We start from the raw sequence: 26,792 nt of genomic DNA, 5'->3' as shown, positions 1-26,792 counted from the left end.
TTTTAATCTGGACTGAATACGCCTTGCCTTAGCGAGGCAGATTTAGCTCAAAGTATCTGTTGGCATTATTGAAACAAATGTCTTCAACCATACCGGAAAGCAGCTTCATATCGTGCGGAGCTTCACCCTCTACGACCCAGTTACCGATAATCCGGCAAAGCAGACGGCGGAAGTACTCGTGACGGGTATAGGAAAGGAAGCTGCGGCTATCGGTAAGCATACCAACAAAGTGGCTGAGCAGACCCATCTGGGACAGCTGTTCGATTTGACGGATCATGCCATCCTTCTGATCGTTGAACCACCAACCAGAACCAAACTGGATTTTGCCGTGAATACCGGCGCCCTGGAAGTTGCCGCACATAGTGGCAAGAACTTCGTTATCACGCGGGTTGAGGCAATAAAGAATGGTCTTAGGCAACGCATTCTCACGCTCAAGAGCATCCAGAAGCGAACCGAGAGCTTTTGCAAACACTTCGTCGTGGATAGAGTCAAAGCCAGTGCTATGACCGATACGCGCAACCATTGTTGTGTTCACAGAACGCATAGCCCCGATGTGGTACTGCTGCACCCAGTTGCGCTTTGAATATTCACGGCCAAGGAAGATCAACAGCGCGGTCTTTACCTTTGCAGCGTCCTGTGCACTCACCAGATTGCCGCTGAGGCGATCTTTGATGATCTTTTGCAGCTCAACGTCGGTGCTATCGCAATATTCAACAGTATCAAGAGCGTGGTCAGCGATGCAGCAGCCATGCGCTGCGAAGTGATCCATGCGGTTGATCAACGCATCGCAAAGGCTGGTGTAGTCGTTGATTTCAATACCAGACGCTTCAGATAGTTTGCCGAGATAGTTGATATAGTCTGGGCTGTTCACACCATAAGAATAGTCTGGGCGCCAGCTTGGCAGAACTTTCACACCAAATGAACCATCCGCTTGAAGCTTGGCGTGGTGCTCAAGGCTATCAATCGGGTCGTCGGTGGTGCCAACCATCTTTACGTTCATCTGCTGCATGATACCGCGAGCAGAAAACTCTGGAGTTGCGAGCATTTCGTTCGCTTCATCCCAGATTTTATCAGCAGTTTCCGGAGAAAGCAGAGTGTCGGTGATGCCGAAAGGTCTGCGCAGTTCCAAGTGGGTCCAGTGGTACAATGGGTTACCAATGGTTTTTGGAACGGTACCAGCCCAAGCGAGGAACTTGTCTTTGTCCGGCACTGCGCCTGTGCAGTATTCTTCAGGCACACCGTGGGTGCGCATAGCACGCCACTTATAGTGATCACCCTTCAGCCAGATGTCGGCAAGGTTCTTGAAGCGGTAGTCATCACCGATTTCCTGCGGGGGGAGATGGCAGTGATAATCGATGATAGGCATTTTGCTCGCGTGGTCATGGTACAGCTCACGGGCAACATCGCTATTGAGAAGAAAGTCTTCGGTCAAAAACTTATACATTTTGTTTCTTTTTTTATTGGGTGTTAGCCGGTGTAGCCGAGCAGAAGGCGAGGCAAGAACAAGCTGATGTCAGGGATCATGGTAACCAGTGCGAGCACAACCAGTGCACCAGCGTAGAACGGGATCATCGGCTTCAAGATGTCTTTGATGGCCACGCCGCCAACAGAACACGCCACGAACAGGGAAGAACCCACAGGCGGAGTGATAACGCCAATACACAGGTTAAAGGTCATCATGATGCCGAAGTGAACCGGATCCATGCCCAGCTCAGTTGCGGCTGGAAGGAAGATCGGAGTGAAAATCAGCATTGCTGGCGTCAAATCCATAAACACGCCAATGAAGAGCAGTGTCAGGTTGATAAGCAGCATAATGACAAGCGGGCTGTCGGAAACAGTTAGAAGTGCCTGTGCAAAAGCCTGCGGCATACCGGAGAACGCCATTGCCCAAGACATACCGATGGAACAACCAATCAGCAGCAGTACGATTGCGGTTGTAACGGCGGACTCCTGAATGATTGCAGGAACTTCAGAAAGCTTCACCTCTTTATAGAGGAAAACTGCCAGCAAGAAGGTGTAGGCAACAGCAACTGCAGATGCTTCGGTTGCGGTGAACAGGCCGCCAACGATACCGCCCATGATGATTACAACGAGCAGCAAAGGCAGGATTGCATCAGCTGCTTTATAAACAGCTTCTTTGAAGGTTGGCTTTTCCATCAGCGGGTAGCCGCGCTTCTTCGCGATAATTGTTGCAACAACCATGGCACTTACGCCCATGAGCACGCCCGGAATGTAACCAGCAACGAACAGGGTCGCCACAGATGTACCGCCGGAAACCAGCGAGTACACGATCAGCGGTGCACTTGGTGGAATAAGGCTACCGGTTGGGCAAGATGCAGCGTTAACAGCAGCGGAGAATGCTGGATCGTAGCCTTCTTTTTTCTGTAGCGGGCTCATAATGCCGCCAACAGCAGCAGCAGCAGCCACAGCAGAACCGGAAATCGAGCCAAACATCATGTTTGCCAAGATGTTGCAGTGAGCCAAAGCACCTGGAAGACGACCAGCCAGAACCTTTGCGAACTCAATCATTCGGCGGGCGATACCGCCGCGGTTCATGATGTTACCCGCAAGAATGAAGAACGGAATTGCTAGCAGCGTAAAGCTGTCCAGACCGATACCAATACGCTGAGCAACGATGAATGCTGCCTGCTGAGGGTTCATTGTCTGAGCAATACAGGCAGCTGTCGCCAAACCGATTGCGAAGGAGATTGGAACCCCGAATGTCACCAGAACGACGAAGAGGCCGAAAAGAATAAACGCACTTTCAAAAAACATATCAGGCAGCCTTATTCCGCAGTTGGATCAACGAGACTGTCATTTGGTCCGAGCTTGGAACCAAACAGGCGGTCGTGAACGAAATAGGCGCAATAAAACAACATGATAGCGCCACTAATCGGGATAACGAGGTAGATGTATCCCATCGGAATTTGCAGGGCTGGAGATACCTGACCGGTCATTAATGTGCGGGCTACGAGGGAATAACCGCCGTACAGCAGGATGTAGCCGGAGAACACCGCGACTGCTGCAATGATGAACATATCGGATGCGAGTTTGGCTTTTCCGATAAGTGCGCCAGTCAAAAGATCAATAGCGAGATGGCGTTTTTGTCCGAGCGTATAAGCAGAACCAAGAAGAGCTGACCAGATAAACATAAATCTGGCGACCTCATCAGTAAAGGTACTCGGCTCGGAAAGTGCAAATCGTGAAAATACCTGCCACAGAACGCAGAGTATTAGAATGGCAAATGTCCAAATCGAACAAAGCGACAGCGCTCTGTTCGTTATCCTGAATAATACTTCCATTTGATTGATGCTCCCAAACAGATAGGCAAAGAACCCTATAGTCAATCTAAAAATATTAGTATATCAATTTTCATGGCTGAATAATTGGTGCCATTACGAACACCGAGCCAAACACCAAATTTTCAAAAAGGCGGGCTTTAACCGCCGACACTAACTGCTACTGGGAGGTAGTCGGGCAATGTTTAATAAATCAGCGATCATGGGTTTTGCTGTAACTTCAGTACTTCTGGCGACCACTGCAGTGGATGCACGCACTCTGCGCCTCAGCAGCGTATTGCCTGAAGATAACCCATCCCATATTTCCCTCGAGTTCATGGCAGAGCGCGTTAAGGAGCTTTCCGGCGGCGACCTGCAGATCATGATCTTCCCTAACGGTCAGCTGGGCGACACCCGTGACTCTACCGAACAGGTACAGGGCGGCATGATCGACATGACCCGTTCTAGCGCGGCAGATCTTGCTGGCTTTGACGATTACTACATGGCTCTCAGCCTGCCATACCTTTTCCGCAGCGAAACGCACTTCCACAATGCGCTGTCCAACAAGGAAATTCAGGACGAAGTCTTCGGTTACACCAAAGACAAGGGCTTTGTTGGCCTGATGTTTACCTACGACGGTACTCGTTCTTTCTATTCCAACAAGGAAATCCACTCTCCTGCAGACCTCAAGGGTATGAAAATCCGCGTTCAGTCTTCCCCATCCGCACTGCGCATGGTTGAGCTGCTCGGCGCATCCCCTACCCCAATCTCCTTCGGCGAACTGTACTCTGCACTTCAGCAGGGCGTAGTTGATGGTGCTGAAAACAACCCACAGGCGCTCGTTGATATGCGTCACGGCGAAGTCAGCAAAGTCTACTCCATGGACGAGCATGGCATGAACCCGGGTGTGGTCATCATCTCCAGCATGACTTGGGATGGCCTGTCTGCTGAAGAACAGGGTTACCTGCGCCAGGCTGCTGACGAAACCATGTCCTACCACCGCGATCTTTATGCAAAGCAGACCCTTGAAGTGATCAAGACTGCACAGGAAGACCTCGGCGTTAAATTCATCGAAGTTGAAAAAGGCCCATTCATCGATGCAGTTCTGCCTATGCATGATGAAGTTGCAGCAAAAGAAGCACGCCTTTCCAAGCTCATCACCGACATCAAAGAAATCGACGGTTAATCTGAGCTCATTCCTTTCCTGTTGTTTATCTAAAGATACCTAAACACAGGCGAAATACCTCCGCCGTACCCATTGTACGGCGGAATCTACCCAGACCTTATATATTAATATGAAAGATAATAAAATGGACTACGGCTTAGAGGGTAAAGTAGTTGTAATCACTGGCGCAGCATCTGGTCTTGGCCTTGCAATGGCAAAGAGCTACGCAGCAATTGGCGCAAAGCCGGTTATCACCGACATCAGCCAGGAAGCTCTTGACCGCGCTTGTGAAGAAATCGGTCCAAACGTTGTTGCTTACCTGCATGACGTAACCGATCTCGAAAGCATCCCAGCGCTGATCGCGAAGATCGAAAGCGAAGTTGGTCCAATCGAATGCCTCATCAACAACGCTGGTAAGCACCAGAAGAAGTTCTCTGATGAAGTAACCGACGCTGAATTCCAGAGCGTTATCGAAGTGAACCTGTTCGGCGTATTTGCAATGACCCGCGAAGTCTTCAAGTACATGAAAGAACGCGGTCGCGGTTCTATCCAGATGATTTCTTCCATGACTGCAATCATCGGTCAGCCACGCGTTGTTGCATACTCTGTAACCAAAACCGGTCTTCTGGGTGCTACCCGCACTCTGGCTTCTGACTTCAGCCCATTCGGCGTTCGCGTAAACGCTATTCAGCCTGGCTTCATTGACACCCCAATGTTCCGCAAAGCTGTAGACGGCGATCAGGACCGCCAGAACCGTATTCTCACCAGAACTCCTCTGCAGAAATACGGTCACCCGCAGGACATCGCAAACGCTTCCCTCTTCCTTGCATCCAACAAGGCTGAATTTATCAACGGCATCGCACTGCCTGTTGATGGTGGCTTCTCCATCGGCTTCTAATTACTGAGAAAAAACATGGCCAAATACTGGAACAGCGACGAAGAGCTCTTTGCTCTTGCTAAGAGCGAACTGTTTGTAGCGCTTGTTGGCGACATTCTGGACACTATGGGCTATCAGCACCAGTTCCTGTCTCCAAGCCTTAAACCAATCGATAATGACATGGTCATCATCGGCCGTGCGATGCCTGTACTGGAAGCAGACTTCTTTGCTGCTTCCGTTCAGGGACAGAGCGAAATCTCCAGCAAGCCTTTCGGACGTTTGTTCGAAGCGCTTGACGACCTCAAGAAAGACGAGGTCTACGTCTGTGCCGGTTCTTCCCATCGCTACGCTCTTTGGGGTGGTCTCATGTCTACCCGCGCCATGGTTTGTGGCGCAGCAGGTGCTGTTGTGCATGGTTTCCACCGTGACACGCTTGAAATCCAGCGTCTGAAATTCCCTATCGCTTCTTTCGGCTCCTACGCTCAGGACCAAGGACCTCGTGGCAAGGTTGTTGACTGGCGTATTCCGATTGAAATGGACGGCGTGCGCGTTAACCCGGGCGACATCATTTATGGTGATCTCGACGGTGTTCTCGTCATTCCTCGCGAAGTTGAAGTCGCTGCGTTTGAAGGCGCTGTCGAAAAGGCTCGCGGCGAAAACGAAGTTCTTAAGGCTCTGCAGGGCGGTATGACCACCGTCGCAGTATTTGAGAAATTTGGCATCATGTAACCGAGGTTGCGGCTCCTGGCATTCCCCCGCTGGGGGCCGCGATACTTGCTTTTAATTTGGTAGCGGCAATGCCTGATAACTCCAAAAAACTCCTCCTTCTGAACAACCAGGACAACATTCTCGTTGCTATTGGCAATATCGAAGCAGACACGAACGTTCGCGTTGGTGACGATGAACTGCCGGTGCGCGCCAATACAAGTCTTGGTCACAAAATCGCTCGCCGGGATATTGAAGAGGGCGAAACCATCTTCAAATACGGCATGAGCATCGGCGTCGCCGCCGCTCCAATTTCGCGCGGTGAACACGTTCACATTCACAATATGCGCAGCAGCTACACTCCGTTTACGAACGTAGAATAAGGCCCCCTTACATGACTACCCAAAACACCGAGCAGTCCGCTGCTCCTATCATGGCGTGGCCGCGTAAAGATGGCCGCAAAGGCATTCGTAACGTTATTACTGTTGCCTACCTTGTCGAATGCGCTCATCAGGTCGCCGACAAAATCTGCCGAAAATTCGATGAGAGCGATGTACATCTGATCGGCTTTTCCGGCTGCTCCCCTAATGAATACAGCCAGTATATGATGGAGGCGCTTTGCACCGGCCCAAACGTTGGTGCGGTTCTACTCGTCTCTCTTGGCTGCGAGAATTTCAAAAAGCGCCAGCTTGCAAGCGTTGTGGAAGCAAGCGGCCGTCCGGTTCATACAATCACCATTCAGGAAACCGGCGGCACCCGTCGCTCCATTGATGAAGGCGTTGAGTGGATTAACACAACGCTGGCAGACCTACGCAAACAGCCGAAGGTGCCAATGGATGTGAGCGAGTTGGTTATCGGAACTATTTGCGGTGGTTCTGATGGCACCAGCGGTATCTCCGGCAACCCTGCTGCGGGTTATGCGTTTGATCGTCTTGTTGAAGCTGGCGCTACCTGCATCTTTGAAGAAACAGGCGAGTTGATCGGCTGCGAACACATCATGGCTGACCGCGCTATCTCCCCAGAGGTCGGCAAACAGATCATCGCAGCAGTTAACAAGGCTTCTGCTTACTACGACGAGATGGGCATTGGCTCGTTCTCCCAAGGCAACGCTGATGGTGGCTTGAGCACCATCGAAGAAAAGTCGTTGGGTGCCTACGCCAAATCTGGTTCCTCCAAGATTATGGGCGTTATCAAACCTGCTCAGCAGCCTGCTGGCCGTGGTTTGTATCTGCTGGACGTAGTCTCTGACGGCGGCATGAAGTACGGCGTGCCGAACATCAACGACACACAAGAGATCATCGAGCTGATTGCATCCGGTAGCCACGTCGTTACCTTTGTAACCGGCCGAGGTTCTGTTGCAGCGGCTGCCCTCTCACCAGTGATCAAGGTATGTGCCAACCCTGAAACATACGCCCGAATGGACGAGGATATGGACGTAAATGCTGGCCGCATTATTGCTGGCGAAGCAACCATTCAGGAAGTTGGTCAGGAAATCTTCGATTTGATTATCAAAGTAGCTCAAGGCGAACTGACGACCGGCGAACAGCTCGGTCACAACGAGTTCGTACTCGACTACAAATACTTCGATCGCTGACAAAAAAAGGTGGGCCGTGCTTTCCCGACGCGGCCCACCTTTTATTTCATTTCCGGCTCTTAAGTCCGATTACCCTCAAGCCGCTCCAACGGCTTTTTTTCCGCCTTCTGCACTACGTAGCTTCTTGCGGCTGATGCTTAGCTCGCCGTTTTCCTCCAAAATTGGATAGGCAACGGACGTAAGCAGGGCGTTGATCGTCTTCAGATCACTAATCGTTTCCAGATGCATCGAGCTGGTGTTACGGCTGGACTGCAGGTTTTTCTGCAAACGGCGAAGGTGCGCATCACGGCTGTCTTTTTCCAGCTGGCGTACCTTTAGCTTGCGATTATAAAGCGCCCGCGCCAGCGCAGTATCGCCGGTAATCATCACCTGAATGGATACCTGCAGGTTTTCGAGAACGATGGTGTGAAGCTGTTTGATCTCGCGCCAACCATCCTTGGAAAATTCGTAGCGAAGCCCTGCCCGCTTTTTCGCTTGGTTGAGCAAGTTGCGCTGTATTACGTCGCCGATCTGCTCAAGGCAGACGCAGTAATTCATAAGCGCTGCGTACTTCTGATAGTCGTCCTCATTCATACGGTCGGCGTTCACATCAGCCAGATATTCCTTGATAGAGCGATGAAGATCGTCAACTTCATCGTCAAGGCGCATGAGGTCTTTGACCGTCTTCGTCTTCTTGGTGCTGAAGGCCATCGGAACGCCGCGCAGCATCATCTCCACCTTTTCGCTCATGTGCATCATCTCGCGGATGGCAGCGGCGAAGGCAAGATCAGGCTCATCAAGCAACTTACGATCAAGCAGAGACATGCGGTCGGTTGGCAGCTCCTCGTCTGCCGCGTTTCGCTCTGGCAGCAGGCGGTTACAAAGAGCAATCATCAATCCGGCCAACGGCAGACCAAGCACGACAACGCCAAAGTTGAAGGCACTATGGAAGTTCGCAACGGCACGGGCAGGATCTGCACCGAAGGTGTTGAAGTCCACCAGTCCTGTTAAAAGCGCGAAAGCACCGATGATCACCCCGATACAGCGGAAGAGCATATTGCCCGTCATAACGCGGCGCACTTCTGGTCCATCGTTCATGGTCAGCACAAACGGAATGAAGCTGGAGCCGATGTTCGCGCCAAGCACAAACAGAAGCGCACTTTCAACCGAGATAGCGCCGGTGGTCGCCAACGTCATGATGGTGAGAACAACAGCAACGGAGGAATGAACCACCCATGTCAGTGCGGCAGCAAGCAAGATGGCGATCAGCGGGTCACCCGTAACCAGATTCAAGATCGCCGGAAAGGTCTCGTTTTGGCTGAGCGAAGCGGAAGCTGTACCGATCAGCTTCAACGCGATGAGCATCTGGCCAACACCAATCACCGCACGGCCAATCTGCTTGTTGGTACGCGAGGAGCTGCGCTCTTGCAAAAGCCCGCCGACGACCAACGCTAGTGGCAAGAGCCAGCTCATATCCAAGGAGAGCAGCTGAACCACCATAGTGGAACCCAAGTCAGCGCCAAGCATAATGGCAAGGCCGCCAATTGTGGTGATGACACCACGGGCGATAAAACTGCGGGCAAGGATTGCGGTGCCAGTAGCACTTTGCAGAAGAATGGAGATAATCAAACCGGTGCCAAAGCTGCTCAGCCTGTTGGCCGAGGCTTTCATCATCCATTCCCTAAAACGGGTACCTAGTGCGCGCTCCACGCCTGTACGGATAAGACGGGTAGCCCAAAACAGCAGCACCACACCAGCTGATAAATACAGTAGGGTTTCCAAGCTGCTCATTATTGCCCACCTCTGAACGTCGTTCTTGCTTATATAAGTAAAAATAAGAGTTCAGATTATCTTCAAATGTAGCAAAACTTCAACAGCTGGCAGCACTTTCCCCTCGGTTGACAACAATATTAACTACCTGAGTGCATGAGTTTTTTCAGGTAATACGCAAAACAACCTCTTATTTCCTTGGTAGTCGACTGGCGCATACAGTGCACATAGTGAACTGTTACACCTACAGCATAAACGTGTAACTGCGTATCAAAGACACAGCACTTACGCTCAAGCCATGTCCTCGGGAAAAATCTGGAGCAAACCAAAGCCGAAAATTCGGCTGCGCCCGATACCGTAGCGAATGGACTTCTTGAATAACTTTCGGTCAGTCACCTGTAACAGCCCAGTATACTTTACCGAGTGGCTATGGACTGTTTCGCCATACTTGGAAAATATCAATCTTGGCCGCGTGTGCGCGGCGATCGTCTCAGGGCAGACAGAAAAACCCCATTGCTCATCAGAGCGTGAGAGGAACCAGCTCTTCATCCCCTCTTCGTTCTTTACCGGCTCTCGCTTACCGGATTTGGTGTTTCTTCTTGTTGGGTTGAGCAAAACCTCGAAACGGTAACGCTCTGCATTGAAATACGTTTCAGGCATTTCGACAATTGTCAGCTGCGCGCCGTGTAGCCTGTTGTGTGAAGGACGATAGCGCGACTGAACCAAAATGAAGTGCTGCCCTCCCACCACGCCTTTGTCATAGAAAAGAACACCGGAAGGAGCCTGCTCCTTCTTTTGTTCATGTGTTCGGTGGTCACCAAACATCTCATAGACAAGCTGGCCCAGTCTGTGTGGGTTCAGGTAACCGGCATTTGAGGTTACATCGGCAGGAATTTGAAGCGCACCAACAAACATATCTCACCCTAGGGATAGGGTGCGGGAAACCTCCCGCACCACCTTTTAATAAACCAATTTGCCTAGTGTTTCTTTGGTTCAAACCAATCGACAACCAGCTCGCGAATACCTGCACGGTCGATAAGATCGCTAGAGGCTTGCAGCGCATCGGCGATGATCTTGTCTTGATCCACCTTTGTAGAGCGGCCATTTTCGACAACAAGCTGTCCGTCGATCACCACATGCTGAACATCGGAACCACGAGTAGACTGCGTCAGGCAGCAAACCGGACGGGTTGGCGGCTGTTGATGTACGCCGCTCATGTCCACGACAACAAAGTCTGCGGCCCAGCCTTCTTTCAGCTGACCAATCTTCTTCTTCATCATGCGGCCACCGTTGCGGGTTGCCATGCAAAGAACAAGCTCGGCGCTGGAAGATTCTGGATCAAGCTCACGCATATGCTGCAGCATCTGAGAGGACTTCATAGCCTCGAACATATCCTGCCCTGCTACTGCAACACCATCTGTACCCAGAGCAACGTTGGCACCTGCCTCCATCAACGGACCAAGCTTGATGATGCCAGACGCAAGGAACTGGTTGGAAATCGGGTTATGGATCAGCGTTGCACCTGCTTGACCAAGCAAGGATACTTCCTCTTCATCAAACCAGATGCCGTGGGCAAGCGTGGTTCTATCGCTCAGCAAGTTGTTATCGTGCAGCCACTTGGCAGGGCGTTTGCCGTAGATGGACTGGAAGATCTCAACCTCGAACTGGCTTTCACTACAGTGGGCGTGCCATGAAACGTTGTGTTTTTGCGCCAGCTCATCACACGCCATCATCAGATCAGGATCAAGGTAGACCACGTTTTCAGGTGCAGGCCACACTTCCACCAGAGAACCGCTTGGCTTTTCTGCAATACATTCTGCCGTGATTTCAATTTCTTCAGCGGCGGAGTATTTGAACAAACGCTCATCGCAGTTCATCCGAATGCCGCCTTCAACCATCGGGCCGAAAATACCGCGGGCAACGGCACCGCGCACGCCCACCTCTTCCATTGCATTTGCAGCATCAATAATGGTGCGGCTATCAACCGGAGCGTAGTGGTTATCTACGATGGATGTTGTACCGCACAACACCCCATGCAGGGCGCCCAAGCGAATAGCGGCCAGAGCTTCTTTTTCATTTATGGTTGCAGCCAGCGGCAGCATGAAGCGAGCAAGCCATGGCAAAAGAGCCAAGCCATCGCCAAGAGTTTTGCCAAGGTTCTGGAACAGATGGGTGTGACCGTCAATCATACCCGGCATAACGATAGACTGGGAAACCTCGATACGCTGTTTTGCAGTGATGCCCTTGGCTGCGATTTCCGCACTGGTTCCGATGGCGAAGATCTTGCCATCCAGAACACAGATTTCACCGCCTTTGATAACCGGGTTGGCAGGGTCCATCGTTACGATGTCCGCGCCGCTAACAATGATATCTACTAGTTGTTCGCTCATAATAAATTTCTCCCCCAAAATACTATTCTGCTGGCACTGCAACTGGCTGCGGACTTACATCAAGCTCTTCCCTATCCTTGGCGTTAGCCTCGCTCGGGAAGGACTCTTTCGTAACAAATCCGGCTATCGCACCCACAATACTTGCGAAGACCAGAAGCAGCATCGCGCTTTGAAAATTCTCAAGGCTAGGATTCGCCGCATCAATACCTGTCGTACCGGCAATCATGGCCCAAATACCGGAGCCAGACAATGCAAGGCCGGGCGCTGCCATAAGTACACCTGTCCAGAAAAATTGCAGGGTATTCACGTGCGAGCTTGCAGCACCAATCAATGACGGTGGCACCAACGCACCAGCGATTGGGTAGTTCATCGTTGTACTTGCAGAGCAAAGACCAACAAGGAAGAACACAAGCGGGCTCGCGTAGGATGGATTGTAGATCACAAAAGCCAGCACGCAGGCATGGGCAATTGTCGGATAAACTGCGAGAGGTCGGTTAAGCTTGATGCGTTCGGACACCCATACCCAAAGCGGGCAACCAACCAACATGCCGATAAAGGTAAATGAGCAAGTAAAGACAGCATCGGAGGTGCTCATACCCGCTTTGGTGAGGAAGATTGGGCCCCAAACCAGACTAACAGCAAGGTGCGTGCCGAAGGTCATGCCGCCGTGCAGCGTGTTCCACCACAGGTGCGGGCGAACAACCACGCGGGTCAGAGCCTTGAAAACATCGCGAACCAGCTGAGAAATGCCTGTCCATTCAAGCTGAGCGCCGCCAGGCAGCTTAGGCTCCCTAATGAACACAAACATAAGTGCGCTGACGGCCAGAATGAATACGGCGATGCCGTTCAAACTTGCTGACCAACCATAGCTTTCTACCGCATGACGAATGACGTTCTGATTGGCAAAGGAACCGACAGCACCAGCGGCCTGCACCAGGCCAAACATAATGCCGAAACGGTGCCAGCCAAACCATTTACCGCCGACCATGCCAGCGCCGATAAACGAGAACGCGCCGCCAATGGCCATAAAGCCGTTTGCAAGAAGCAGCATCGAGAAGGAGGTCGCATTGGCAAAGCCAAACGCACTCACAACAACGCAAACGCTAACAAAAGGAAGAATTCGAATACCAACACGATCCATAATCGCGCCGGAGAAAATTTGAACAGAGGCCAAGGCCCAAGTGTAAACGGAAGCGAGAATACCCACTTGCGCCAGTGTTAGGTTGAGGTCTTTAGCAATCGCTGTGCTGGTTGCACTGTAGGCTGCGGAAAACGCGAAACCGCCAATCACAAAGAGTGTTGCGATCGTCCAAATGGTCCACGCTCGGGCCCCACCGAGAGTATCGTAATTCGACATGAATACTATCCACCCACGTCCGGCAAGAAATGCGCGGGCGTGCTATCTAGCATTATCAATCACATAGTCGTCGCTGAATGTAGATGAAAGGATAGAGAAGCAGTTTTAACTAAAGCTCTTTCACTCGATTCTTGGTCCACAAACAATAACTTCTTCCAAAATGGAGAAGCTGCGTAATAACTATGCTTGCGAACCCAACGAATTGAGGATGTAGGTCTTTGAACCTTGTGTCAGACTAGGCAAGCGGTTGGAGTTTGTCCATCCGGTTTTGCCCGTGCATGGAATAATCCACGCCACTTTTCGTTGAGTAGGCAGTTGTGCGGGTTGGAGCCCCGCCGCATAGGCCCTGACCGGCCCAAAGCGGTTAGCGGTCTGCTAGGCCCATGACGTTGTTCCAAAACAGCTGCGAGGCATCTGTGAAGGGAATATCTTCTCTGCGAATTGCCTCAGCATACCAGTACTCTTTACCGCCATGCGCCAAGCGGAACTCCTGCACAACGCCCTGCTCTATTGCATCGCCCACCATATAACGCGGCGTGATTGCCCAACCGACACCTGCTTTTACCATTTCGATGATCTCGAATGCATTGTTGCAAACGAGTGTATGGTTGCTGATCCGGTGCCCTTCGGCCAAACTGGTACCCAACACAAACTCATGAATAATCTGGGTATGGCTGTTAATCTCAGATGGCTTTACGCCAGCCTCCTGTAGTTGCCAGTCAGGAGGGGCCACAAAACAAATCTCGAAATTGAAAGCCCGGGCTTGCGCCACTCCCCTTGCTGCGGTGAACATTGAGATGATCACGCCAATATCTGCGGTGCGGGAAGAAACCCACTCCATAACCTGAGCCGCATCCCCGTTCAGTATCTTGAGTTTAATGAGCGGAAAGGTAGCTAACACATCTTGGTAACAGCGGGTCAGCTCTGCAGAGCGAAGCGAAACATCAATGGCGATAGAAAGGTGGGTGGGCTCTTGCTCCAGCAAGCTTTCTGCTTTGGCGCTGAATAAGCCTAGTTCCTTCAACACCACCTCGGCGTAGCGATATAGCTCATCAGCCTTCCTAGTTGGTGATACGCCGCGCCTGCTGCGCTCAAAAAGAGCAAAGCCCAAATCAATTTCCAGATTTCCGATTTGGGCACTCACACTGGTCAGGTGCTTTCCAAGCGTATTCGCTGCGCCTACGAAGCTTCCGCTCTCGTAGGCGGCCACAAAAGCTCGAAGTTGGTCTACCGAAATTGCCAATGTAGCGCCCTTTCAAGAAAACTGAGATTTTCTTCGAAACCTTTTCACCCTCAAATACCTATAAAATTCAGCAGGATAACTACCGAAGCTATCATCAAAACAGAGTGACTATGGAATATCCCTACCTCAGATAGTTTGAGATAGGGATAATACGTGGTTCTTTCTTCTCGTCTTCAACAAGACCAGCGAAACAGAAGACCAGAGGAAAAAGAAAAATGAAGTCCATCAAGAACAACAAGATCGCCACTATCGCACTTGCAACCGTTACCGTAGCCGCCATGGCTACCAATGCTCTTGCCTGTACACGTTACATTGCGAACACCGATCACGGCCCAACTACTATTCGCTCTCTGGATTGGGGTGAGCGCCTTGGTGCCGTGGCAGCGATCCACCCTGTTGGCGAGGTTCGCCTGTCAGAAGGTGCAGGCCATTATGCCAAACCAGCAGCTTGGATTGTTAAGCACCACACAGTAGCAATGGAAGAGCCAGTGCTGTTCCACGGAACAGTGACCGAAGCACTGAATGACAAGGGCTTTGCCGCGATGGCTCTTTACATGAACGACAGCAAACCGTTTGTGAAAGAGCACAAAGACAACGGCGCACCAGCAGTCAATCAGGCAGACATCATCACCTTCTTCGCCGAAAATTATGAGAGTGTCGCCGAAGTACTGCATGCCCATGAAAATGGGGAATTTCAGATCGCTTGGGGTGATCAGGTTCGTGGCACTGGTGCCGATCACGGAATTCACTTCGCAGTCACGGACAAGTCCGGTGCGATCGCGCTGTTTCAGCTTAATGAAGGCGGAGAAGAGGTCATCCATAAAGGCACCACAGCAGATGACCTCTCGGTTATGACCAACAGCCCGCTTCAACAGGGCCAACGCGATTACGCCGCTAAGTACGATATCGATGCGAACGAGTTTGGTTCAGATCTTCCAGGCTCCATCAGTTCGCCAGACCGTAACGTGCGTATGCTTTTTAATGCCAGCAAGCAGGACTACACCGGCTTGGACCTGATCAGAACCGCCGCACTGCAACAGCAAGCATTTGATGCCTCGGTTCTTATCCCTCACGGTGTAGCAGACCCAATGGTAAACGGTTCCGGTGCGACCTACGCGACTTGGGTAACCTTCCAGTACAATCTTGAAAGCGGCGATTTTAAAGTACGCGATATTGAAACTGCCACGTCCGTAACGTTCAACATCAACGATACAAAGGGATTGGGTGAAGAACGTTACTGCGCTGATGCGATTGAGCAAGCACGCGCTGGCGCACAAACCCTCAAGTTTGCCCCGTGCCCTTAACAGACAATTGGAATGCCAAGCCCTCTTGGCCAATCAGCCCCAAACAATAAAAAAGCCCCGCTTCGCAACCGAAGCGGGGCTTTTGAGCCGAATGAGCGGCCTATTACATCGGCGTGAGAATGATTTCTACACGGCGGTTTTGAGCGCGGCCAGCTTCGGTAGCGTTAGAAGCGATTGGACGGGTCAAACCGTAGCCCATTGCAACGATACGCTGAGGAGCGATACCCTGGTTGATCAGGTATGCCGCTACAATGTCAGCACGGCGCTGGGAAAGTTCCAGATTGTACTGTGCAGAGCCAGTGTTATCGGTGTTACCAATAACGTTCAGACGGGTGCGGTTGTACTCTTTACCAACCAGAGCAACGCTGGTGAGCACCTGCATAGCACGCGGGCTCAGAGCAACCTGATCAACACCAAAAGTAATGTCATTCGGCATATTCAGAACGATCTGGTTACCATTACGGGTAACGGAAACGCCGCTAGCCTGAAGCTGTGAACGCAGCTGTGCTTCCTGACGGTCCATGTAGTTACCAATGCCGCCGCCGAGCAAGCCGCCAGCTGCTGCGCCTACAAGAGCGCCTTCAACGCGTGCACTGTCACCGCCAGCGATAGCGCCTATGATTGCGCCGGTTGCTGCGCCAAGGCCTGCACCGCCTGCAGTGTTAGAAATGCCGGACTGGCCGGTATAAGGATCCGTGGTGGTACATGCTGCGACGGTGGCCACCATGAAAAGCGCCAATGACGCGCGCAGGAAATTTTTCATTATCTTGCCCCAGAAAACGTCAAGGTTATCTAGCCCGACCCCGACTACCCGATGCAGCGGGCCGGACGAATGCGAAGTTCACACAATGTGAAGTAGAACGAACCACTGACAAGCATAGAGGGCAAAACAATGGCGAATGTCTACTTAATTGTGGGTCAGCTTACAAAACAACGGCTTTTTTCACGGGTTTCGTAACGCTACCTGAAAGGACCGAGTTTGGTTACAGGTGGCACTGCATTCGGCCTTAACCTAAAGGAGAGTCATTCCCGTTCATCTACTCCTCCCGCTTATCAGTACCCAGAAACCAGTACACCGCTTGGCTTGAAGAGACCGCAAAGCTGGCGCTTCCTTCGACCTGCCCAAAACAAACGCTGGAAATTGCGTGTTTTCGGCCTATTTCCGCAGCTGCCAAACCACCTCATGCGTACACTTCCCTATGGAATATGTTCAATGACATGGATACATCACGGATTAACCAGATTGATGCAGTATAGTTGCTGCATCCTCCAGTAATTGCGCCAAGTCGAGCAGAAGAAAGAGGCCGAGAAAGCAGCCACCATGCGGGACATTATTGAACAAGCTCTCAAGCCATTTCGAGATATTAAAGCTGGCCTACAAAAACTACAGCCAAAGGCGCTTACGCCTGAAGCTCTAGCTCTGCGCTCCAAGTCCAGCGAGGATATGCTGTTCGAGATCTGGCGCGGCGGCGGTGCTGACCTTTCCATGTTCGCAAAGAGCTTCTTCTCCATCGTTCCGGCAGAAGCGTTGCGCGAGGCGCTCGTGCAGGCAACCGAACTTTACGGCCCCGCCCTCAGCGTTGGCACCGAGAAACAGAAGAACGGCTATTTTCTAGAAACCAGCGAATACCGCCTTTCCGTGTTGTTGGAGCGAGACCGCAACGGTCTTGTGAAGGGCTTCTTCATTAAGCCACCTCTTTTCAAAATGGAGTCTATCAATGACCTCATGGCGAAAATGGCAGCGGAAGCGAGTGAACACGCTCTTATCGTTAAAAAGAATGGCGAGGTGGTTTACAGCCATCAGCCAGATAAAGCGCTCGCCGTCAGCTCATCCTACATGCTGTTTGTGCTTAAAGCGCTGAACGACAAGATGTCCGCTCAAAACATAAAGTGGCGCCAGAAAATCCGTTTGAAGCCGGAACTCGTCTCCTATCCGGAAGGCAGCCTCTACAAGAAGTCCAAAGGCGCTTTGGTTCCGTTGCAATCCGCAGCGCAGCACATGATGGTTCTTTCTGACAACTCCTGCGCGGACGTGATTATCGACTTCCTCGGCGCAAGCAGCCTTGAAGATACGCCAGAGCGTACTCCGTTCCTGACATCCAAGCAGTTCTTCAAGTTGCAGGCAGATACAGAACTTGCCGCCCGCTATAAAGACGCAGAAGTGGAAGAGCGCCGTGCGATCCTTGAGGAGATTGACGCGCGCGATCTACCAAGCCTTGAGGACATCAACCGCCCAGTTCAGGACGGTGTTGAATGGTACGCAAGCGCAAATGAACTCGCAAAGCTGATTGACGAGCTGGCACCGCTGCCACCAATGGCTGGCAACTCCGGCTTTGCTACAGCGGCTGACTGGCTGAAAGTCGCCTTCAAGGGCGGTAGCCAGATCGGCGTGATGGCGTTCACCTATAACCTGCAGGCGAAGAACGGTACTCGCTGGCAGGTTTCCATGATCTGGAACGACGAAAAGCCACTGAACGAAGGCCGCTTGATGGGCCTTTCCAACGCTCTTCTTAGCTACCTGAAAGACAAGAGCTAAGTTTTGCATTTGGCTGCGGCTCAAGCACGAGCAAGCAGCCCCACAGCAGCAGAAACCATGGCGGCATTATCGGCAGCCATGGTTCCATCGGGTAGGTAGAGGCTATCCTCGAAACCGATGCGGGTCGACAAACCGCGGGACGCAGCTTCGCTCACCATCTCCCACGTGGTCTCTTCCTGACCGTGCAACAAAACGGGACAGCCGATCCCCGCTTCCTCCAGAATATCCAGAATATCGGCAGCCTCGATAAGCGCCTCATCAGGATCTTCCGAGGTCATCTCGATCATTGCCCGCACTGCAAAGCGTGCGCAGCCAGACGTGACGAAGAGCTGAGCATCCTCAATCGAGTACAAGCCCGCTTCAATCGGAACACCGTTTCGCGCCAACGCATCGATATGGCGAATGCATTCATCTTCATAGAAGTTCACGCTGGCGTAGTCAGGTCGTTCGGTCCACCGCTCAATGACAGAAAACCGCTCCTCCCCCAACGGCGGTATCCAGCGGCCAGTTGAAATGCCGATGGGCACACCGGGAACAGCGGCGCGCACAGCCTTTAAAGTGCTAGCCACATCGTGCGGGAGAATGGACTCCCGCCCTTCCGCATCACGAGGATGGATATGAAGCTCGTCAGCACCAGCCATGATGGCCTGCGTTGCGGCGATGGCCAGTTCACCAGCACTGACTGGCAAAAGCGGATGCTCCGATTTTGTCCGCGCTCCGTTCAGGCACGCCTGCAACATGGATCAACCCTCTCAAAACAATAAAAGAATAACTTTCGAGACGGAGGCGGACACAATACAAAGCCCAAATCTCTAAAGGCACATTGTCATGCAACACGCTGACGATTTTTATCGCTTAATTTTGATAGGTTATTTCTTACGGTTGACGTGACCATGCACGCCTACCGCACCGCCGCTGTTACAGCCATGAGGCTTGGGTTTTCGGGAGTCGGCCTTCGGGGTCTACGACAGACAGAGACGGGTCACCAGAACCGTTCCAACGCCAGAGCACAATACAGGTGCCGCCCTTGGACATGAAGGATGGATAGAGCACGCCATGATAGCCTTCTTCCGCAAGACGGGTTTGGAGGGCGTGCGTTTGCGGAACCCTGCCCTCGTCCAGCTCGAAGCGCCATTGGCATTGGTGCAGCTCTTCGCTTTCGCCCCAACGCTCCAACTCGCTTGCTTGCGTTAGATCAGCAAGGCGTGCGCCCTTGAGTTCCAACTGCACGATAAGCGCGGGGTGCTGCACAAAGCCCTGATTATATTCCGCCCACGCGGTAGACATCTCTAGCGATGCATAAAGCGCAGGCGTTCCAACAGGGTTCCAGCGTCCACCAAAGCGCCGTGCGCCCTCGCCCGACAACGGGTCGAAGGCCCATCTGGGCACATAGGCTCGCCACAGCGTGAGCGCGTTCTCGGATGTTGGCTTAGCTGTAGACGCCGGCACGTACGGCCTCCAGATACGCCAGTACTTTGTCAGCCTTACCTTCCAACGTCAGGTCAAAAGCAGTCTTACCAGCCCAGCCGGGAATAGGCTGATGCTTGAACCACAGCGCGGCGCGGTCCGTGCTGCCGGTCATTTCCGTTGCCATGGATAGCATGCGCACAAGCGGGCTAAGCGCCTCGTCCACTTTGCGGCCACGGGTTGCCAGAGTGTTGCGAGCAATTCCGGCAAGCTGCGCAAGCTCTTTGCGGGTTACGCCAAGGTGCTTTTCAACCTCTTCAGCAGAAAGGTATGGAGCGCCGTCAAACCCGAAGGCTGCCGGCGTATTCTCAAAACCGGGACTAATCACTGCAAAATCCTTTCTCGATTTGATCTCACAGTGATCAATATAGGCTCAAAATTCGCTCACTTCAAGTTTAGCTCAAGCAGCGCTCGCGGTAAGGCCACCTGTCTCTAGCAGGAAAGACACCACCTCTTCCACGCCCTTACCGGATTTCATATCTGTAAACACAAAGGGTTTGCCTGCACGCATTCTCTTGGCGTCGCCATCCATCACCCCAAGGTCCGCGCCGACATAAGGAGCAAGATCCGCCTTATTGATCACAAGAAGATCAGAGCGCGTAATACCCGGTCCGCCTTTACGGGGAATTTCCTCTCCCTGACAAACGGAGATCACGTAGATGGTGAGATCAGCGAGGTCCGGCGAGAATGTAGCGGCGAGATTATCACCGCCCGATTCAATCAGCACGATCTCAAGATCAGGATGCCGTTTTACCAGTGTGTCGATGGCTTGCAGGTTGATGGTCGCATCTTCGCGAATAGCGGTGTGCGGGCAGCCGCCCGTTTCAACGCCCATAATCCGATCTTCAGACAGCGCCTGCGCCCGAACCAACGCCTGCGCATCTTCCTTGGTGTAAATATCGTTGGTCACGACAGCGATGGAAAAGCGCTCGCGAAGCGCCTTGCAAAGCTGCTCTGTTAAACTGGTTTTGCCAGAGCCGACCGGTCCGCCAATACCAATACGAAGAGGGCCGAACTGCGTGGTCATGATCTGAAAATCCTTGTGGTCTGTATTTCGTGCGCCATGCTGGCGATATCTGAAAGAATTGCAGCACTACCAAGATCATCCAGCGTACAGCCTTCTGCCTTGGCGGTGATATCTAAAAGCGGCACCTCTAACGTGTGAAGCAGCGCAACGCCTTCCTTCTGGCCAAGCGGTACATGTCGCACCATTGCCGAAACAAGGTTGGCAAGGAACGCTTGCAAGAACGCCGCCAAAGCCGCGCTGAGTGAAATGCCATGAAGTGCTGAGGTAGCGCCAACAGCCACCGGCATAGCTATTGGGCTGAGAACGCCAAGAAGGCCATTGTCATTGTCTGACCAAGCCTTGGCTGCATCAATAAACGCATCACCTTGCTGAACCGTTTCCTGATAGCGCTCCAAGCTTGGTGCCATGGCAAGAGCAAGCGTATTTGCTTCCACCAGCCGCGCTTTGTCTTCTGCCAGCGCCGCCCGCCAACTCTCGCAAAAGATCAACGCATCATTCCAGCCGCTGCCATGTTCCAACAACACCTGCAACCAATCAGACGCACTGTCCCTATCGTGGATCAAACCATGGCGGATCGCTGTTTCTACGCCGTGGCTATATGAGAACGCACCAATAGGAAACGCTGGCGAAAGCCATGTTTGCAGACGCAGTAAGCCTTGCAGGTCAACAGCGCCATACTCTGTTTTGCCCGCTTCAGTGTGCGTGTCCATGTCCCGCCCCATGGGAATCCCCGTGATGGTGATCATGCTCATGATCGTGAGAATGACCGCCGGATGTTTTGTGGTACGCACCACGAACAGGCGAGAAGCGCCCCTCTGTTTCGCTCAAGCTTGCTCCTAAGCCCTCCAGCATGTCGCAGATAACATGATCACGGAGGATAAATATCCGATCCAGCTCGATCTGTGCTGGCAGATGACGATTGCCGAGGTGCCAACAAAGCTGAGCATGATGAAGCGCATTTTTCGCCTTCACCTCGTAGAGAGGTTCAATAGCGGCAACGATGCCGATCCGCTCACCGCTATCAGCGATCAAGACATCGTCTTGCGAAAACGCAGTTGCACGCTCCAATTCGACCAGCAGCTTTTCACCGTTGGAAAGCACCAGCACCTTACGGCGCAGGTGGCGTTCATCAGAAGCAAGTTCGACCGTTGCGAAGAGGCGCGCGCCGGCGCGCGCACCCTCGCGCTCATATTTTGCAGCTTTCAACATCAGAATAAAAAGTACCTTTGTGCCATTGGAACTACGTCGGCGGGCTCGCATGTCAGCAGCTCTCCATCGGCCCTCACCTCGTAGGTTTCAGGGTCCACTTCAACGTGCGGTGTGGCGCAGTTATGCACCATGGAGGCCTTGGATATCCCCCTGCGGGTGTTCTTCACCGCCAGCAGCTCCTTCTCCGTTCCAAGCTGCTCTTTCAGCCCGCTTTGCAGAGCTGCTTCGCTTACAAAAACAACCGAGGAGTTGGTCAAGCTTTTGCCATAGGAGCCAAACATTGGGCGGTAGTGAACCGGCTGCGGCGTAGGAATAGAGGCGTTAGGATCACCCATCATGGCAGAGGCAATGGTGCCACCCACCAGAACCATATCCGGCTTTACCCCAAAGAAAGCTGGAGACCAGAGCACCAGATCTGCCCGCTTGCCAACCTCGATAGAGCCGATTTCCTTTGAAAGACCGTGAGCGATGGCTGGGTTGATGGTGTATTTGGCGATATAGCGCTTCACACGCACATTATCGTTGTCGCCCACCTCTTCAGGTAGTGCGCCGCGCTGGCGTTTCATCTTGTCTGCGGTCTGCCAAGTGCGGATCAGCACCTCACCAACACGGCCCATGGCCTGACTGTCAGACGCGATAATCGAGAACGCGCCCATGTCATGCAAAATGTCTTCTGCCGCGATTGTTTCTTTGCGAATGCGGCTTTCAGCAAACGCAACATCCTCAGGGATATTGGCATCAAGGTGATGGCAAACCATAAGCATATCAAGGTGCTCTGCTATGGTGTTGCGGGTGTAAGGGCGTGTTGGGTTAGTGGAAGATGGCAAGACGTTGGAAAGCCCGCAGACCTTGATAATATCCGGCGCGTGTCCGCCCCCTGCCCCTTCCGTATGGAACGCGTGGATGGTCCGCCCCTTAAACGCATCAACGGTGTTTTCAACGAACCCGCTTTCGTTGAGCGTATCGGTATGGATCATCACCTGCACATCCATATCATCGGCAACGCTAAGGCAGGTATCAATGGCAGAAGGTGTAGTGCCCCAGTCTTCGTGAAGCTTTAGCGCACACGCACCGCCTATTACCATCTCTTCTAGCGCTTCTGGATGAGAGGCATTGCCCTTACCAGCGAAGGCTAGGTTCATAGGAAAGGCATCTGCGGCCTGTACCATCCGCCCTATATGCCAAGGGCCGGGTGTGCACGTAGTGGCCAAGGTTCCGTGCGCTGGTCCCGTACCACCGCCAAGCATGGTTGTAACACCGGAGGTCAGCGCCTCTTCGATCTGCTGCGGGCAGATGTAGTGGATGTGGGCATCCATGCCACCTGCGGTGAGGATCTTACCCTCCCCCGCAATTGCTTCTGTCCCCGGTCCGACGATGATTGTTACACCGTCCTGCGTATCAGGATTACCCGCCTTACCGATGGCAACGATGCGGCCACCTTTCAAGCCAATATCTGCTTTGAAAATACCGGCGTGGTCCACCACCAAAGCGTTAGTGATGACGGTATCGACCGCGCCCCCTGCGCGCGAGGTTTGCGACTGGCCCATGCCATCACGAATAACCTTGCCGCCTCCGAACTTGACCTCCTCACCATATGTGGTGAAGTCCTTCTCCACTTCGATAAAGAGTTCGGTATCAGCAAGGCGAACCTTGTCGCCGGTCGTTGGGCCGAACATATCGGCGTACGCGGCCCGAGAAATCTTTAAAGGCATTTATCCCCCTCATGAAGCCAGCGCTCTTTCGGCAAGTCAATTGCCGAGCCCTTGAGCGATATCCTTCAAGTCCTTCGTCCGTTGTTCAGTCAATTTCGCAAGGCATTGGTTTTCCAGCGTCGGGACCAAAGTGCCGCCTCTGGCAAGAAAGCCATAGGAAACGCAGGCAGAATCCCGATAGGCGATCCAATCTCGCTGCGCCTTCACTAGAGCATCCTGAGCACGTTTCTCGTCCGGTCCAATGTAGCTATCGCTCTGTTTCATAAAGGCCATTGCCTTCGCATAAGCGGCGTTCAACGCCTTGTCCGCCAACTGGTAATTTTCATAGGTGCAGTTATTCATCTCCACCTGCGTGGTGACATTACTGCAATCAGTTTTGGCGAGCGCCGAACCCACGGAAAGGGAAGAAAAAGCGATTGCAAGCAGATAGATAGCTCTCATGGTGAAGGACACTCCGTTAAGCGGTTTCCGGTTAAGGCGCTTATTGCCTCTCATCGCCAGCTTAGAGCGCAGCAGCTTTGTTCCCCTTTCCTCAATGCCTCGAATTTTAAATTGCGCCTGCAATCAGCTTTTGATCTGGAAGCCGGTAATCACTTTATTTCCGCCAAACGGGATCAGCTGAACCTCACGCATCTGACCGGGTTCAAAACGCACCGCTGTTCCCGGCGCGATATCAAGGCGCTTTCCTTCTGCGGCTTTCCGATCAAAGGAAAGGCCGGGATTAACCTCGGCAAAGTGATAATGACTGCCAACCTGAACGGGTCGATCTCCCGTATTGGAAACGGCAAGCGTTATCGGCTCTGCACCTTCGTTCAGCACAATATCTTCAGATTTTACAATCGTTTCGCCCGGTATCATGGAGCCTCCAAGCTTCAAGCAGTTGCTGCGAGCATAAAGCCGCCAAGCGCTGCCAAAGCTCCTGCAACACGAAGAGAGAGTTTGCCTGCATTCGACTGGCCGAGCTTGCCCATCACAACGCCAGAGCAAACAAGCGCAAAGGAAGCGGCAACAAACCCAATTACATAACCGGCAGCAGAACCAACCGGCGCTTCAACACCGTGAGCGGCACCGTGAAACAGAGCGAGGAAGGCAATGATCGCTGTGCCTGCTACGAGCGAAACTTTGAGGCTCATGGCAATCGCAATCCCGAAAGCGATAACCGATGCAACAATACCCGTTTCGATAAGAGGTACAGTTACACCCGCAAAGGTCAGCGCGTAACCAACTGTCATCGCTGTGATGAAGGCAACTGGCAAAACGAAAGAGGATTTACGCCCCAAGAAACTTGCCCAGACGCCAGCACAAACCATTGCCAGAATGTGGTCAACGCCGCTTAGCGGATGAAGAAGACCGGAGATCACACCGCCGTTTGCGCTCATTAGGCTATGAGCATTTGCGCTGGATGCAAGCACGGTAAGGAAAGCAGTTAGACCAATAGTTTTAAGCATTGTGCCCTCTCAAAATAATTTCAAAAACTGGATATTTGCTAGCGGATAGGCTCGTGAACGGTCACGAGCTTCACACCATCTGGAAAGGTCGCCTCTACCTGAATGTCATGAATCATTTCAGGAATGCCCGTCATTACGTCGCTGCGCGTAAGAACGTGAGCGCCCGCTTCCATCAGGTCTTCAACGGCCCGCCCATCGCGCGCGCCCTCAACCACAAAATCGGTAATGAGCGCGATTGCCTCAGGGTGGTTTAGCTTCACGCCCCGCTCCAAACGGTTACGCGCAACAATTGCCGCCATTGCAATCAAAAGCTTGTCTTTTTCTCTAGGTGTCAGGTTCATTGCAAAGTCCTAAAGTTTCCAGAGTTTTGGCAATACGAAGGGATCACGAAGGCCGCCAAGAAACGGAATGAGTTTGGCCCGAAGCGCAAAACCACTCTCGGCAGAAAAACGAGCAGCCAGCTTGCCGTTCCAAACACTGACGCCCCAAGACAGCTCGTCTTGATCCGGCAGGAGCGAACAGAGTTTAGCCCGCAACTGCTCATCATCTTCCGGGCCTGAATATAAAATAGTCGCAAATGCGCGGGCTCCAGCAAGGACAGCCTTGCGCTTGGCGTTGGAATGAATGGAACCCGAAAAGCAAAGATCATCCGCATGGATGAGGTGACCGTTTCGATATATCCGCCAGCGATCTTTGAAGAGCCCCGCGTGGACTTCTTCGCCCATCGTCTCACGCCCGAAGATTACCGGCTCTACGGCTAGAAAACGGGCATCATTGTCAAGGTTTACTGTGAACCGCCGCTCCAAACGGGCGCGGTCAAACAGAATTGTCTCCTGCGGTAGCCAGTGAAGCTCTGCCCCTTCCCCGACCTCAAGAGAGGTATCTACACGAGCGTTTCCACCGCTGGATTTGTATAGTTTCTCGCAGGCCTGCGTGGTCACCACTACCGAGGTTTTTGGGGCTGCTAGCACCTGCCACCGCATAGTATCGCCGCCTGTGAGCCCGCCGGACGTATTGATGAGTACAGCCTCGGCTCTGCCATCATAAACTTTAGGAAGCCGGACTTTTGCAGCCCCGCGCTGATAAAGGCGATCCAGGCGCGTTACGTCGCCCGACGCGTCATGCTGAAGCTTGAACGAAACACGTCCTTCGCCCTCGGTCCTTTGGAGTTTTGGAGCAGCCGTAGCATTGCCGCCATTACTAGAGCGATACATGGAGAGCCCCAGCAAAATTCGGACACGCAAGAAATGACACCTCGGCAACATGAACGGTTGCCAATGATCGCTCGCTTAATCGTCCTAAAGTGATGCTCCAGATGCGGTTCAACAGTCCCCCCAAATTCCCTGCGTAGTTCGCTTGGCGTTAAAACCCGCAAAGTCTGTGCCAAGAATTGAAGGCTGAAGATCTCACCAAAACTGATGGTTTTTGGCAGCGCACCGCCAACTGCGCCAAACAAATACGCGTTTATGATTATTTTTTAGGCACACACAACAGAGCAAAGCGGCGCGCAAATAGGCAACGAAAAGCCCCGACCATGCTGCATGGCCGGGGCTTTTTGGATGGTGGAGTTTTGGAGGAACCCATCCAATCTTTGATTACATGATGCCGAACTTCTTGAAGGCGTCAGCGGTGCTCATGCCGTTTTGCAGCGCTTCAAGCACTTCGTTTTCACCGCGAGCTTTCTCGACTGCGCCCTCAAAGGCTTCCACTTCGATTTCCTGCGGGATGACA

28 protein-coding genes are annotated in these 26,792 nt (G+C 52.6%); 7 read left to right on the top strand and 21 right to left on the bottom strand.

Annotated features, from left to right (window positions below; all coding sequences use genetic code 11):
* Positions 1 to 28: 28 nt before the first annotated feature.
* From uxaC to E1162_RS12005, 3 genes are read right to left on the bottom strand one after another with little or no spacing between them, the layout of a single operon-like run.
* Complete coding sequence (gene uxaC / locus E1162_RS12015) at positions 29 to 1,444, bottom strand: glucuronate isomerase (protein WP_155131110.1); 1,416 nt, start codon at positions 1,442 to 1,444, stop codon at positions 29 to 31.
* Between the two features lie 23 nt (positions 1,445 to 1,467).
* Positions 1,468 to 2,775 carry a TRAP transporter large permease gene (locus E1162_RS12010; protein ID WP_155131107.1) on the bottom strand — a complete coding sequence of 436 codons (1,308 nt, stop codon included), beginning with the start codon at positions 2,773 to 2,775 and terminating at the stop codon, positions 1,468 to 1,470.
* Positions 2,776 to 2,786: 11 nt separating this feature from the next.
* A complete protein-coding gene (locus tag E1162_RS12005) occupies positions 2,787 to 3,302 on the bottom strand; it encodes a TRAP transporter small permease (protein ID WP_155131104.1) in 516 nt (171 codons plus the stop codon).
* A gap of 178 nt (positions 3,303 to 3,480) precedes the next feature.
* Between E1162_RS12005 and E1162_RS12000 the strand changes: the two genes are divergently transcribed.
* The 5 genes from E1162_RS12000 to E1162_RS11980 all read left to right on the top strand — a co-directional run bounded on the left by E1162_RS12000 (position 3,481) and on the right by E1162_RS11980 (position 7,619).
* Positions 3,481 to 4,464 carry a TRAP transporter substrate-binding protein gene (locus tag E1162_RS12000; protein ID WP_155131101.1) on the top strand — a complete coding sequence of 328 codons (984 nt, stop codon included), beginning with the start codon at positions 3,481 to 3,483 and terminating at the stop codon, positions 4,462 to 4,464.
* A gap of 124 nt (positions 4,465 to 4,588) precedes the next feature.
* Positions 4,589 to 5,341, top strand: a complete 753-nt coding sequence (locus E1162_RS11995; protein WP_257098929.1) for an SDR family NAD(P)-dependent oxidoreductase — start codon at positions 4,589 to 4,591, stop codon at positions 5,339 to 5,341.
* 15 nt (positions 5,342 to 5,356) lie between these two features.
* A complete protein-coding gene (locus E1162_RS11990) occupies positions 5,357 to 6,049 on the top strand; it encodes an RraA family protein (protein WP_155131095.1) in 693 nt (230 codons plus the stop codon).
* A gap of 68 nt (positions 6,050 to 6,117) precedes the next feature.
* Positions 6,118 to 6,408 (top strand): UxaA family hydrolase, encoded by a 291-nt coding sequence (locus tag E1162_RS11985; protein WP_155131092.1) that lies wholly within the window; start codon positions 6,118 to 6,120, stop codon positions 6,406 to 6,408.
* 11 nt (positions 6,409 to 6,419) lie between these two features.
* A complete protein-coding gene (locus E1162_RS11980; protein WP_257098928.1) occupies positions 6,420 to 7,619 on the top strand; it encodes a UxaA family hydrolase in 1,200 nt (399 codons plus the stop codon).
* 75 nt (positions 7,620 to 7,694) lie between these two features.
* On the opposite strand, the gene E1162_RS11975 is transcribed toward E1162_RS11980, so the two are convergent.
* The 5 genes from E1162_RS11975 to E1162_RS11955 all read right to left on the bottom strand — a co-directional run bounded on the left by E1162_RS11975 (position 7,695) and on the right by E1162_RS11955 (position 14,358).
* Entirely contained in the window at positions 7,695 to 9,389 is a 1,695-nt protein-coding gene (locus E1162_RS11975) for a Na/Pi cotransporter family protein (protein WP_155131089.1), read from the bottom strand.
* A gap of 270 nt (positions 9,390 to 9,659) precedes the next feature.
* Positions 9,660 to 10,283 carry a type I-E CRISPR-associated protein Cas6/Cse3/CasE gene (cas6e, locus tag E1162_RS11970; RefSeq protein ID WP_155131086.1) on the bottom strand — a complete coding sequence of 208 codons (624 nt, stop codon included), beginning with the start codon at positions 10,281 to 10,283 and terminating at the stop codon, positions 9,660 to 9,662.
* A gap of 62 nt (positions 10,284 to 10,345) precedes the next feature.
* Positions 10,346 to 11,758 (bottom strand): amidohydrolase family protein, encoded by a 1,413-nt coding sequence (locus tag E1162_RS11965; RefSeq protein ID WP_155131083.1) that lies wholly within the window; start codon positions 11,756 to 11,758, stop codon positions 10,346 to 10,348.
* A gap of 22 nt (positions 11,759 to 11,780) precedes the next feature.
* A complete protein-coding gene (locus tag E1162_RS11960) occupies positions 11,781 to 13,115 on the bottom strand; it encodes an MFS transporter (protein WP_155131080.1) in 1,335 nt (444 codons plus the stop codon).
* A gap of 364 nt (positions 13,116 to 13,479) precedes the next feature.
* Complete coding sequence (locus tag E1162_RS11955) at positions 13,480 to 14,358, bottom strand: LysR family transcriptional regulator (RefSeq protein WP_155131077.1); 879 nt, start codon at positions 14,356 to 14,358, stop codon at positions 13,480 to 13,482.
* Between the two features lie 215 nt (positions 14,359 to 14,573).
* Here E1162_RS11955 and E1162_RS11950 point away from each other — a divergent pair, with 215 nt between their 5' ends.
* On the top strand, positions 14,574 to 15,662 hold the full coding sequence (locus tag E1162_RS11950) for a linear amide C-N hydrolase (RefSeq protein ID WP_155131074.1): 1,089 nt from the start codon (positions 14,574 to 14,576) through the stop codon (positions 15,660 to 15,662).
* 103 nt (positions 15,663 to 15,765) lie between these two features.
* On the opposite strand, the gene E1162_RS11945 is transcribed toward E1162_RS11950, so the two are convergent.
* Complete coding sequence (locus E1162_RS11945; protein WP_155131071.1) at positions 15,766 to 16,425, bottom strand: YiaD family glycine zipper/OmpA-like lipoprotein; 660 nt, start codon at positions 16,423 to 16,425, stop codon at positions 15,766 to 15,768.
* A 558-nt stretch (positions 16,426 to 16,983) separates the two neighbouring features.
* Between E1162_RS11945 and E1162_RS11940 the strand changes: the two genes are divergently transcribed.
* A complete protein-coding gene (locus tag E1162_RS11940) occupies positions 16,984 to 18,198 on the top strand; it encodes a serine hydrolase (protein WP_155131068.1) in 1,215 nt (404 codons plus the stop codon).
* Between the two features lie 20 nt (positions 18,199 to 18,218).
* On the opposite strand, the gene E1162_RS11935 is transcribed toward E1162_RS11940, so the two are convergent.
* The 12 genes from E1162_RS11935 to E1162_RS11880 all read right to left on the bottom strand — a co-directional run bounded on the left by E1162_RS11935 (position 18,219) and on the right by E1162_RS11880 (position 26,275).
* Positions 18,219 to 18,938, bottom strand: a complete 720-nt coding sequence (locus E1162_RS11935) for a 3-keto-5-aminohexanoate cleavage protein (RefSeq protein ID WP_155131065.1) — start codon at positions 18,936 to 18,938, stop codon at positions 18,219 to 18,221.
* A gap of 178 nt (positions 18,939 to 19,116) precedes the next feature.
* Complete coding sequence (locus E1162_RS11930; RefSeq protein ID WP_371311922.1) at positions 19,117 to 19,647, bottom strand: RES family NAD+ phosphorylase; 531 nt, start codon at positions 19,645 to 19,647, stop codon at positions 19,117 to 19,119.
* Positions 19,628 to 19,993 carry an MbcA/ParS/Xre antitoxin family protein gene (locus E1162_RS19550; protein ID WP_371311921.1) on the bottom strand — a complete coding sequence of 122 codons (366 nt, stop codon included), beginning with the start codon at positions 19,991 to 19,993 and terminating at the stop codon, positions 19,628 to 19,630. Before E1162_RS19550 ends, E1162_RS11930 begins: the two co-directional genes overlap by 20 nt.
* 72 nt (positions 19,994 to 20,065) lie before the next feature.
* Positions 20,066 to 20,692, bottom strand: coding sequence for an urease accessory protein UreG (gene ureG, locus E1162_RS11920; protein WP_155131060.1), 627 nt, complete (start codon positions 20,690 to 20,692; stop codon positions 20,066 to 20,068).
* Positions 20,689 to 21,402: an urease accessory protein UreF gene (locus E1162_RS11915; protein ID WP_155131057.1), complete on the bottom strand. Its 714-nt coding sequence runs from the start codon at positions 21,400 to 21,402 to the stop codon at positions 20,689 to 20,691. Before E1162_RS11915 ends, ureG begins: the two co-directional genes overlap by 4 nt.
* The gene (locus tag E1162_RS11910; RefSeq protein ID WP_155131054.1) at positions 21,386 to 21,901 is read right to left on the bottom strand and encodes an urease accessory protein UreE; all 516 of its coding nucleotides are present in this window, start codon (positions 21,899 to 21,901) and stop codon (positions 21,386 to 21,388) included. Before E1162_RS11910 ends, E1162_RS11915 begins: the two co-directional genes overlap by 17 nt.
* On the bottom strand, positions 21,901 to 23,613 hold the full coding sequence (ureC, locus tag E1162_RS11905; protein ID WP_155131051.1) for an urease subunit alpha: 1,713 nt from the start codon (positions 23,611 to 23,613) through the stop codon (positions 21,901 to 21,903). Before ureC ends, E1162_RS11910 begins: the two co-directional genes overlap by 1 nt.
* Before the next feature lie 36 nt (positions 23,614 to 23,649).
* On the bottom strand, positions 23,650 to 24,054 hold the full coding sequence (locus E1162_RS11900) for a lysozyme inhibitor LprI family protein (RefSeq protein WP_257098927.1): 405 nt from the start codon (positions 24,052 to 24,054) through the stop codon (positions 23,650 to 23,652).
* A 123-nt stretch (positions 24,055 to 24,177) separates the two neighbouring features.
* Complete coding sequence (locus E1162_RS11895) at positions 24,178 to 24,471, bottom strand: urease subunit beta (protein WP_155131045.1); 294 nt, start codon at positions 24,469 to 24,471, stop codon at positions 24,178 to 24,180.
* Between the two features lie 14 nt (positions 24,472 to 24,485).
* Positions 24,486 to 25,061: a HupE/UreJ family protein gene (locus tag E1162_RS11890; RefSeq protein WP_155131042.1), complete on the bottom strand. Its 576-nt coding sequence runs from the start codon at positions 25,059 to 25,061 to the stop codon at positions 24,486 to 24,488.
* Between the two features lie 38 nt (positions 25,062 to 25,099).
* Complete coding sequence (locus tag E1162_RS11885; RefSeq protein ID WP_155131039.1) at positions 25,100 to 25,402, bottom strand: urease subunit gamma; 303 nt, start codon at positions 25,400 to 25,402, stop codon at positions 25,100 to 25,102.
* Between the two features lie 9 nt (positions 25,403 to 25,411).
* On the bottom strand, positions 25,412 to 26,275 hold the full coding sequence (locus tag E1162_RS11880; RefSeq protein WP_155131036.1) for an urease accessory protein UreD: 864 nt from the start codon (positions 26,273 to 26,275) through the stop codon (positions 25,412 to 25,414).
* Positions 26,276 to 26,792 lie beyond the last annotated feature (517 nt).

The organism is Pseudovibrio flavus, assembly GCF_009711345.1.
In the GTDB taxonomy this organism is placed as follows: Bacteria; Pseudomonadota; Alphaproteobacteria; order Rhizobiales; family Stappiaceae; genus Pseudovibrio; species Pseudovibrio flavus.
This window is presented reverse-complemented; position numbering and strand designations above follow the sequence as displayed.